Raw genomic sequence first — 8,846 nt, 5'->3', positions numbered from 1 at the left:
AGTTCGGCGCGGGCGGCCACCACGGCCAGGGCCAGGGGCAGGCGTCCGCACAGGCGGACGATGTCGGCGGCGGCGTCGGGTTCGGCGGCCAGGCGTTCGGGCCCCAGGCGCCGGGCGAGGGTCTGGTGGGCCTCGGTGGGGGAGGGCAGGGGCAGGGTCAGGGGGCGGGCGCCGTCGGCGGCGATCAGGCCCGGGAGGCGGTTGCGGCTGGTGACCAGGGTCAGGCAGCCCTCGCCGGCGGGCAGCAGGGGGCGGACGTGCTGTTCGTCGCGGGCGTTGTCCAGGACGATCAGGACGCGCCGGCCGGCCAGGAGGCTGCGGAACAGGGTGCCGCGGTCGCCGGTGTCCTCCGGGATGCGCGGGGCGGGCACGCCCAGCGCGACGAGGAAGCCGTGCAGGGCCTCGCCCGGCTCGACCGCGGGTGCGTGGGGGTGGAAGCCGCACAGGTTGACGAAGAGCTGCCCGTCGGGAAAGGCCGGGGCGATGCGGTGGGCGTGGTGGACGGCGAAGGTGGTCTTGCCGACCCCGGGAGCACCACCGATCACGATCACGGGAGCACCCCCCGGCCTGCCCGGCATCCCGCTCACCCCCGACAGCCACGCGCCCTCGGCCTCACGCCCGGCGAACACCGGCAGGTCACCCGGCAACTGCGCCGGACGCACCCACACCCACGACCCCTCCCCGGCCGGGGGACCGTCGGTGCCGGAGGGACCCGCCGGGCCGGTGGATTCCCCGGCGTCCGTACCGGCCGGGGCCGTCGTCCCGGTGACCGTGCCGGACGGTGCCCCGCCGGCGGTCGTCCCGCCGGGCGCGGCACCGGGGACCGGGGCGGGCCCGGCGCCGGCGGGTGCGGTTCCGTCCCGGCTCCCGGGGTTCCCGGGCCGGTCTTCCGGCGTCCGGGGCCCGGCGGGCGGGCGGCCCGGACCGTGTCCGCCCGTGGTGCCGGCCGCCGTGTCCGCCGTTCCCGGCGGGGTCAGGGGCGGCAGGTCGTGGCGGAGGATGCCCTCGTGCAGGGCGCGCAGCGCGGGGCCGGGTTCGAGACCCAGCTCGCCGGCCAGGTGCCCGCGCAGGTCCGCGTAGCAGCGCAGCGCCTCGGGATGCCGCCCGGCCAGGTAGAGGGCGCGCAGCAGCAGGGCCCAGCCGGTCTCCCGCAGCGGGTGCTCCGCCGTCAGTTCGCGCGCCGCTTCCACGGCGCCGGGTATGTGTCCGTCCAGGAGCAGGGCGGTGGTGCGGATCTCCCGGGCGGTCTGCCGCAGCTCCTCCAGCCGTGCGATCTCCTGGGCGGCGAACACCTGGTCCGCCGCGTCGGCGAGCGCCGCCCCGCGCCACAGCCCCAGAGCCCGCCCGGCCTCCTCCAGGGCGTGCGCCGGACGCCCCTGCTCCAGCAGCCGCTGCGCCCGGGTGACCGACCCCTCGAAACGCACCGTGTCCCGGCTCTCCGGCGGCACGCGCAGCGCGTAACCGGCCGGCTCGGTCACCAGCACCTCGCACACCCCCCGCGCCCGCAGACGCCGGGGCTCCAGAACCGCACGCACCTTGCTCACGTGCGCGTGCAGGGACGCCGTCGCCCCGCCCGGCGCCCGCCCCGGCCACAACTCCTCGCACAGCGTCTCCGCCGCCACCGCACGACCGTCCGCCAGCAACAACCGCGTCAACAGCAACCGCTGCCTGCGCCGTCCCGGGTCCAGCGCCGCGCCCGCCCGCCGCACCACCAGCGGACCGAGCAGCCCGAAGTCGAATTCCTGCCCCACGGTCGTCATCGTCTCCACCAGGCACCCCGTTCGACGGTCCCACCACCCGCACACGCATGTCCCACCGGTACGCGGGCGGCCCGCCCCGGCCACGGGTCGCCGGTCCGCCCGGGCAGGGGCGGGGTCGTGTCGTGGACGTGGCGGTGAACGCCGTGCGGCGCTCCGCGGGCGCTTCCCCGTGCCCCCGGACCCGCCGTGAAGGCCGGTCCGTCCGGGACGGGAAGCGGTGCGGGCGGACGGGAGGGGTGGGGCCCCGTCGTCCGCTTCCCGCATACCAGGGACCCTAGCAGGGGGTCACCCAGCGTGAAGGGGGCCGTGGACGGTACGGCCGGCCGCCGCCGCGCCGCCGCGCCTCCACGGGTCCGGTGTACGGCGGGCGGACCCCCGGTGTCACCGGGAAGCGGCCGCTCGGCGGCCTCCCCGGGCGCTCTCCGCCGGCCGGCCGGAAACGAGACGCAGCTCACGCGCCCCGCCCCGGCCGGAACGCGGCCCCGGGCAAGCGGACCGCACGGCCGTCACCGCGGGTGATCAAGCGGGGGGGGGAATTTCCTAGGAAAAGCCTTTTGCGGCGTACGACCGTGAACCGGACCGCCGTCCGCCCCGTTGGTCGGTCGAGCGAACGCCGTACGAAGTAGGGAACACCATGGTCACCGTCGAAGGAACAAGCACCGCCCGGTTCGAGCCGGTCAAAGCGGCGCTGGCAGCACACCTCGAATCCGGCGAGGAGCTGGGGGCGTCGATCGCCGTCGACGTCGACGGCGTCATGGAGGCCGACCTGTGGGGCGGTCACGCCGACGCGGAGCGCACCGCCCCGTGGCACCGGGACACCCTGGTCGGCCTGTGGTCGACCACCAAGACCCTCAGCAGTCTGGCGGCCCTCGTCCTCGTCGACCGGGGAGCGCTGGACCTCCACCGCCCGGTCGCGCACTACTGGCCCGAGTTCGCCGCCGGGGGCAAGCAGGACATCGAGGTGCGGCACGTCCTCTCCCACACCTCGGGGCTCTCCGGCTGGCAGCAGCCCTTCACCATGGACGACCTGTACGACTGGCCGACGGCGAGCGCCCGGCTGGCGGCGCAGGAGCCCTGGTGGGAACCGGGAAGCGCCTCCGGCTACCACGTGCAGACCCAGGGGCAGCTCGTCGGGGAGCTCGTCCGGCGGGTCACCGGCCGCACCCTGACGGAGTTCCTCCGGACCGAGGTGGCCGGGCCGCTGGGGGCCGACGTCCAGATCGGCGCGCGGGAGGCAGACTGGCCGCGCATCGCCGCGCTGGTGCCCTCGGGGGAGGCCCCCGGGATGCCGGAGGGGATCGACCCCGCGTCGGTGTTCGTCCGGACGCTGCTCGGGAGCCCCGCCCGGGACGAGCACGTCGACACCCCGCGGTGGCGCCGTGCGGAACTCGGGGCCGTCAACGGGTACGGCAACGCGCGCGGGCTGGCGCGCGCCCTCTCCGTGATCTCGCGGCGCGGCGAGGCGAACGGCCGGCGGCTGCTCTCCCCGGGCACCGTGGACAAGATCTTCGACGTGCAGGCCGACGGGGTCGACCTGTTCCTGGGCGTCCCCGTGCGCTGGGGCGTCGGCTACGCGCTCGCCGACCGCAGGACGATGCCGGGCATGCCCACCGGAACGATCTGCTTCTGGGCCGGCTGGGGCGGTTCCCTCGTCATGATGGACCTCGACCGGCGCGTCACGTTCGCGTACACGATGAACCGGCTGGGCGCCGGAATCCTCGGCTCCGAGCGCACGCACGACTACGTCGCGCGCGTCTACGAAGCGCTCGGCGCCGCGAACTGAGACCCGCGCGGGGCCCCCTCCGCCGGGCCGGAACGTCCGTGCGGCCCGGCGGAGGGGGCGGAGGCGACTAGCCGAACAGCTTCTCGTGGACCTGGTAGGCCATCAGCAGGTGCCCCATCGCGTCGGGGTGGGCCGAGCCGGGCGTCTGCGGCAGCAGCGGGTTGATCAGCCGCCTGGACGGGGGCTGGCACATGTCCTTGCCGCGGAACGCGGCGGAGGTGTCGACGTACTCGGCCCCCTTCATGAAGGCCGCCGTCTCGAGCAGGAGGTTCAGCCGGTTCGTGGTCTGGTGGAGCCAGGTGACGTCGCCCTTCGCCAGGGGGACGGAGGAGTCGCAGCCGCTTCCGTCGAGGGGGAACGGGTTCGGGTACCCGACCACGACGACGCGCGCGCCGGGGCTGCGCCGCTTGATGTCGGTCAGCATGTCGGGCACGCGGGTGCCCAGCCGGGCGAAGCCCGCTTCCAGGCCCTTCCCGTCGCCGGCCAGCTGGTCGCGGCAGGGGGCGCCCTCCCTGGTGGTCAGGCCGGCCAGGACGCAGGTGGTGAGGACGTCGGAGAAGCCGAGGTCGTTGCCGCCGAGCGTGACGGTCACCAGGTCGGTGTCCTTGGTGAGCGCGTCGACCTGCGGTGCGGCCGATCCCTGCTTGTTCCACAGCGAGCGCGTGGTGGCCCCGCCGCAGGTGACGTCCTTGAAGGCGGCCTGCTCGTACGTCGCGGCGAGCCACGACGGGTAACTGCCGGACGAGCGGCCGCACTCGGCGTCCGTCTGCCGGGGCAGGCCCGTTCCGGCGGCGTAGGAGTCCCCGAGGGCGACGTAACGCCTGACGGAATCCTGGCCGGAGGTGCCGGCCGCTCCGGCCGGGCCGGCTCCGGAGAGCAGCAGCGAGGCGGTGACGGCGGTGAGGGCGGCGGCGGCCACCTTCTTTCCGCGGCGGTGGAAGGAGGAACGGAGATGACGCATGAAGGTCCTCTGGAGATGGAAAGGAGGCTTGCGAACCCGTCGGCTTGCCGACCGGTGCACGGCATGCGGAGGGGCCTCTCGGCGTACGGCATGCGGACGTGCCGTCCGTCCAACGGTGTGCGCGGGGGCCCGGTTCACCGCTCCGGCGATCGGGTCGGGTGCATGTGAGGACACCGGCCCGTAGGGGTGACGGCCCGTAAGGACGTCTGGCAGTAGGGGCGTTGTCCCGTAGGGGTGTCGCCCCGTAGGGGTTCCGTCCCGTACGGGTGCCGGCCCCGAGGCCGGGGCTCCCGGATTTTTCGGAAAACCGTGGAGGGGCGCGCATGTGGGGGGAGTTCGGGGGCACGCGGAGGGGTGAGCGCGTGGGACCGCTCTCGCCGCCGGACCCGGGGTCCTCCCCCTGCCGCGGGCCCGGCGCAGCAGGACGCGCGGCCCGCACCGGGCAGGGATGCGGGCCGCGCGCCTCTCCCTCCCCCTTCTCCTGTATGACCCGCCAGCGGGAACCCGCTCCTTTTTCGGCCGAGTCGGGGCCGGCTGCCCGTCGTCGCGAGAACTCCCTCCCGGAACGCCCGGGTTGCTGCCGTGCTTTCGTGGGCGAGGAACCCCCCCACTAGTCGCGCGAAGCGGGTCTCCGGCTCTTCCGGGAGGGTGTATGCACTGCATGTATAGACGGTGCGTATAGTCGGGCGTCATGGCACCGTCCTCACCCACTCCCCTCGGTCCCCGTCTGCTCAAAGCGCTGGTCGTCTCGCTGCTCGGGGTCGCGGCGTCCCATCTGATCCTGTCCGACACCCTCTACATGTCGTTCACCGCCCAGGCCGCCGCGACGCTGGGCAGCGGGACCGGCTACTCCTCCGACCAGGCCTTCACCTCGGCCCTCGTGAACACGTTCCTGCTGATGCCGCTGGTCCTGTGGACCGGCATGAGGATCACGGGGGAGCGGAAGGTGGGCCCGATGGTGGCGGTGGGGACCGTCGGCTGGATCACCGCCGTCGGGAACGGCATCGGCGCGATCGACGACGAGCCCGGCGCCCTCCTCCCCCTGGGGAACCTCGCCCTCGTCGTCGCCGTCACCGCCGCCGCCTCGCTGGTGCGGCGTTCCCCCAGGGCGTAGGCCCGACCCGGCGCCGCCCTCCCGTACGGGATGCCTGGCGGCGGGCGCCCCGTACGGGACTGCCTGGGCCGCGCACTCCGTACGGGACTGCATGGGCCGCGCCCCCCATGCGGGACCGGACCGCGTACCCGTACGGGACGCCTGGGGTCGCGCCTCTCGTACGGGACCGCCCGAGCCGTGCCCCCGTACGGGATCGCCCGATGTCGCGCGTTCCGTGCGGGTTCGCGCGGGCCGGCCCCGGGCGGATTCTTTTCGAAACTAAAGCAAGCACGCTTGATTGTTTATGGTGTCGCTGCCATGCTCCTCGGCGAAGGCCCGTGACCGGGACCGCCCGTCCCCCGAGGGGAGCGCACCGTGTCCGACCCCGTCGTCGTCCTCGACGACCTGCGCGACGAGAGCGAAGAACTCGACCGTCTCGTAAGGGAATTGAGCCCAGCGCAATGGAGCGGCCCCACCCCCGCCCCCGGCTGGACGATCGCCCACCAGATCGCGCACCTCGCCTGGACCGACCGCGCCGCCCTCCTCGCCGCCACCGACGCCGAGGCCTTCGCCGCCGAGACGGAGAAGGCGGCCGCCGCCCCCGAACGCTTCGTGGACGAGGGAGCTGAGGAGGGCGCGAAGCTGCCGCCCGCCGACCTGCTCGCCCGCTGGCGCGAGGGCCGCGCACGGCTCCAGGAAGCCCTGCGCGCGGTCCCGCCCGGTACGCGGTTCCCCTGGTACGGCCCGCCGATGAGCGCCTCCGCCATGGCCACCGCCCGCCTGATGGAGACCTGGGCGCACGGCCAGGACGTCGCCGACGCCCTCGGCGTCGCCCGCCCGCCGTCCGTCCGCCTCCGGCACGTCGCCTGGATCGGGCACCGCGCCCGCGACTACGCGTACCTCGTCCGGGGCGAACGCCCCCCGGCCGAACCCTTCCGGGTCGAACTCGTCGCTCCGGACGGCGCGTCGTGGACGTACGGCCCCGAGGGCGCCGCCCAGAAGGTCACCGGGACCGCCCTCGACTTCTGCCTCCTCGTCACCCAGCGCGTCCACCGCGACGACACCGCCCTCACCGCCCACGGCCCCGACGCCGCGCACTGGCTGACCATCGCCCAGGCCTTCGCGGGCCCGGCGGGCACGGGCCGCGCGGCGGGCGCCTCCCCCGGAGCCCGGACCTCCGGAGCCCGCACTCCCGGAGCCCGTACCCCTGCGACCCCGGCTCCCGCGTCCCCCACCCCCGAGACCCCGACGCCCGAGACCCCGGCTCACGGGGAGCGCTGATGGTGCTCCGCGTCGGCAACGCCTCCGGCTTCTACGGCGACCGGTTCGACGCCGTCCGCGAGATGCTCACCGGGGGAGAACTGGACGTCCTCACCGGCGACTACCTCGCCGAACTGACCATGCTCATCCTCGGCCGCGACCAGCTCAAGGACCCGGCCGCCGGGTACGCCAAGACCTTCCTGCGGCAGATGGAGGAGGGTCTCGGCCTCGCCCACGAACGCGGGGTCCGGATCGTCACCAACGCGGGCGGACTGAACCCCGCCGGGCTCGCCGACGCCCTGCGCGCGCTCGCCGCGAAGCTCGGCCTGCCGGTCCGGATCGCACACGTCGAGGGCGACCGCCTGCCCGCCCCGGACGGCACCCTCGCCGCCAACGCCTACCTCGGCGGCGCCGGCATCGCCGCCTGCCTGACGGCCGGGGCCGACGTCGTCGTCACCGGCCGGGTCACCGACGCCGCCCTCGTCACCGGGCCCGCGCAGTGGCACTTCGGCTGGGGCCCGGAGGAGTACGACCGGCTCGCGGGCGCCGTCGTCGCCGGACACGTCCTGGAGTGCGGGACCCAGGCCACCGGCGGCAACTACGCCTTCTTCCGCGAGCACGACCCGCGCCTCTTCCGCCGCCCCGGCTTCCCCGTCGCCGAACTCCACGAGGACGGCTCCTCCGTCGTCACCAAGCACCCCGGCACCGGTGGCCTGGTCGACGTCGGCACGGTCACGGCCCAGCTCCTCTACGAGACGGCCGGGGCCCGGTACGCCGGGCCCGACGTGACCGCCCGGCTCGACACCGTCCGGCTCACCCGGGAGGCCCCCGACAGGGTCAGGATCGAGGGAGTGCGGGGGGAGGCCCCGCCGCCCACCCTCAAGGCCGGTCTCAGCCGGCTCGGCGGCTTCCGCAACGAGGTCGTCTTCGTCCTCACCGGCCTCGACGTCGAGGCCAAGGCCGCGCTCGTCCGGGACCAGATCGAGGACGCCTTCGCACGGAGCGGGTCCCGTCCCGCCGAGGTCCGCTGGGAACGGGTCCGCACCGACCGGCCGGACGCCGCCACGGAGGAGACCGCGAGCGCCCTGCTGCGGCTCGTCGTCCGCGACCCCGGCCCCGAGCCCGTCGGCCGTGCCCTCACGGGAGCCGCCGTCGAACTGGCCCTCGCCAGCTACCCGGGTTTCCACGTCACCGCCCCGCCCGGCAGGGGCGCCCCCTACGGGGTCTTCGAGACGGCGTACGTGCCCGCCGCCGACGTCCCGCACACGGCCGTGCTCCCGGACGGAACCCGGCGGGACGTCCCCGGACCGGAGCGCACGCGCGTGCTGGAACCCGTGCCCGACCCGGAGCTCCCGCCCCCGCCGCCCGGCGGTCCCGTCCGGCGCGTCCCCCTCGGCCGGATCGCCGGGGCCCGCAGCGGCGACAAGGGCGGCGACGCCAACGTGGGCGTCTGGGTCCGCACGGACGCGGAGTGGCGCTGGCTCGTCCACGCCCTCACCGTCGAGCGGTTCCGCGCCCTGCTGCCCGAGACGGCGGAACTCCCCGTCACCCGGCACGTCCTGCCGAACCTGAGGGCCCTCAACTTCACCGTCGCCGGAATCCTCGGCGAGGGCGTCGCCTCCCAGGCCCGCTTCGACCCCCAGGCCAAGGCCCTCGGCGAATGGCTCCGCTCCCGCCACGTGGACGTACCGGAGGCACTGCTGTGACCGCCTCCCCGGCACCGCGTCGGGGCACCCGCCCGGGCACCCCTCCGGGGCCCTGTCGGGGCACCCCTCCGGACGCGCGCCCGCACACCCGCCCGGGCACCCCTCCGGGACCCCGCCCGGAACCCTGTCGGGGCACCCTTCCGGACACCCGCCCTGACATCCCTCCGGAACCCCGTCGGGGCACCCACCCGGACACCCACCCGGGCACCCGCCCCGGAACCTCCCCGGAAGCCCGCCCGGACACCTCCACGACCGCCGTACCGAAGGCCGCCCGGAAGGAACT

6 protein-coding genes are annotated in these 8,846 nt (G+C 75.3%); 4 read left to right on the top strand and 2 right to left on the bottom strand.

Translation table 11 applies throughout. The annotated features are described in order from the left end of the window. The coding region (locus tag ACZ3IL_RS05390; protein WP_467386728.1) for an AfsR/SARP family transcriptional regulator at positions 1-1,751 on the bottom strand (1,751 nt) is incomplete at its 3' end. Positions 1,752-2,394: 643 nt separating this feature from the next. Between ACZ3IL_RS05390 and ACZ3IL_RS05385 the strand changes: the two genes are divergently transcribed. Continuing rightward, positions 2,395-3,543 (top strand): serine hydrolase domain-containing protein, encoded by a 1,149-nt coding sequence (locus ACZ3IL_RS05385; RefSeq protein WP_467386726.1) that lies wholly within the window; start codon positions 2,395-2,397, stop codon positions 3,541-3,543. Positions 3,544-3,610: 67 nt separating this feature from the next. Here ACZ3IL_RS05385 and ACZ3IL_RS05380 read toward each other — a convergent pair whose 3' ends face one another. Beyond that, complete coding sequence (locus ACZ3IL_RS05380; protein WP_467386724.1) at positions 3,611-4,504, bottom strand: SGNH/GDSL hydrolase family protein; 894 nt, start codon at positions 4,502-4,504, stop codon at positions 3,611-3,613. A gap of 691 nt (positions 4,505-5,195) precedes the next feature. Here ACZ3IL_RS05380 and ACZ3IL_RS05375 point away from each other — a divergent pair. The 3 genes from ACZ3IL_RS05375 to ACZ3IL_RS05365 all read left to right on the top strand — a co-directional run bounded on the left by ACZ3IL_RS05375 (position 5,196) and on the right by ACZ3IL_RS05365 (position 8,563). Next, positions 5,196-5,618 (top strand): hypothetical protein, encoded by a 423-nt coding sequence (locus ACZ3IL_RS05375; RefSeq protein ID WP_467386722.1) that lies wholly within the window; start codon positions 5,196-5,198, stop codon positions 5,616-5,618. Between the two features lie 354 nt (positions 5,619-5,972). After that, the gene (locus ACZ3IL_RS05370) at positions 5,973-6,878 is read left to right on the top strand and encodes a TIGR03084 family metal-binding protein (RefSeq protein WP_467386720.1); all 906 of its coding nucleotides are present in this window, start codon (positions 5,973-5,975) and stop codon (positions 6,876-6,878) included. Beyond that, positions 6,878-8,563: an acyclic terpene utilization AtuA family protein gene (locus tag ACZ3IL_RS05365; RefSeq protein ID WP_467386718.1), complete on the top strand. Its 1,686-nt coding sequence runs from the start codon at positions 6,878-6,880 to the stop codon at positions 8,561-8,563. The genes ACZ3IL_RS05370 and ACZ3IL_RS05365 overlap by 1 nt, the downstream gene beginning before the upstream one ends. Positions 8,564-8,846 lie beyond the last annotated feature (283 nt).

The sequence above is a fragment of the Streptomyces sp. NPDC014907 genome (assembly GCF_055562975.1).
This window is presented reverse-complemented; position numbering and strand designations above follow the sequence as displayed.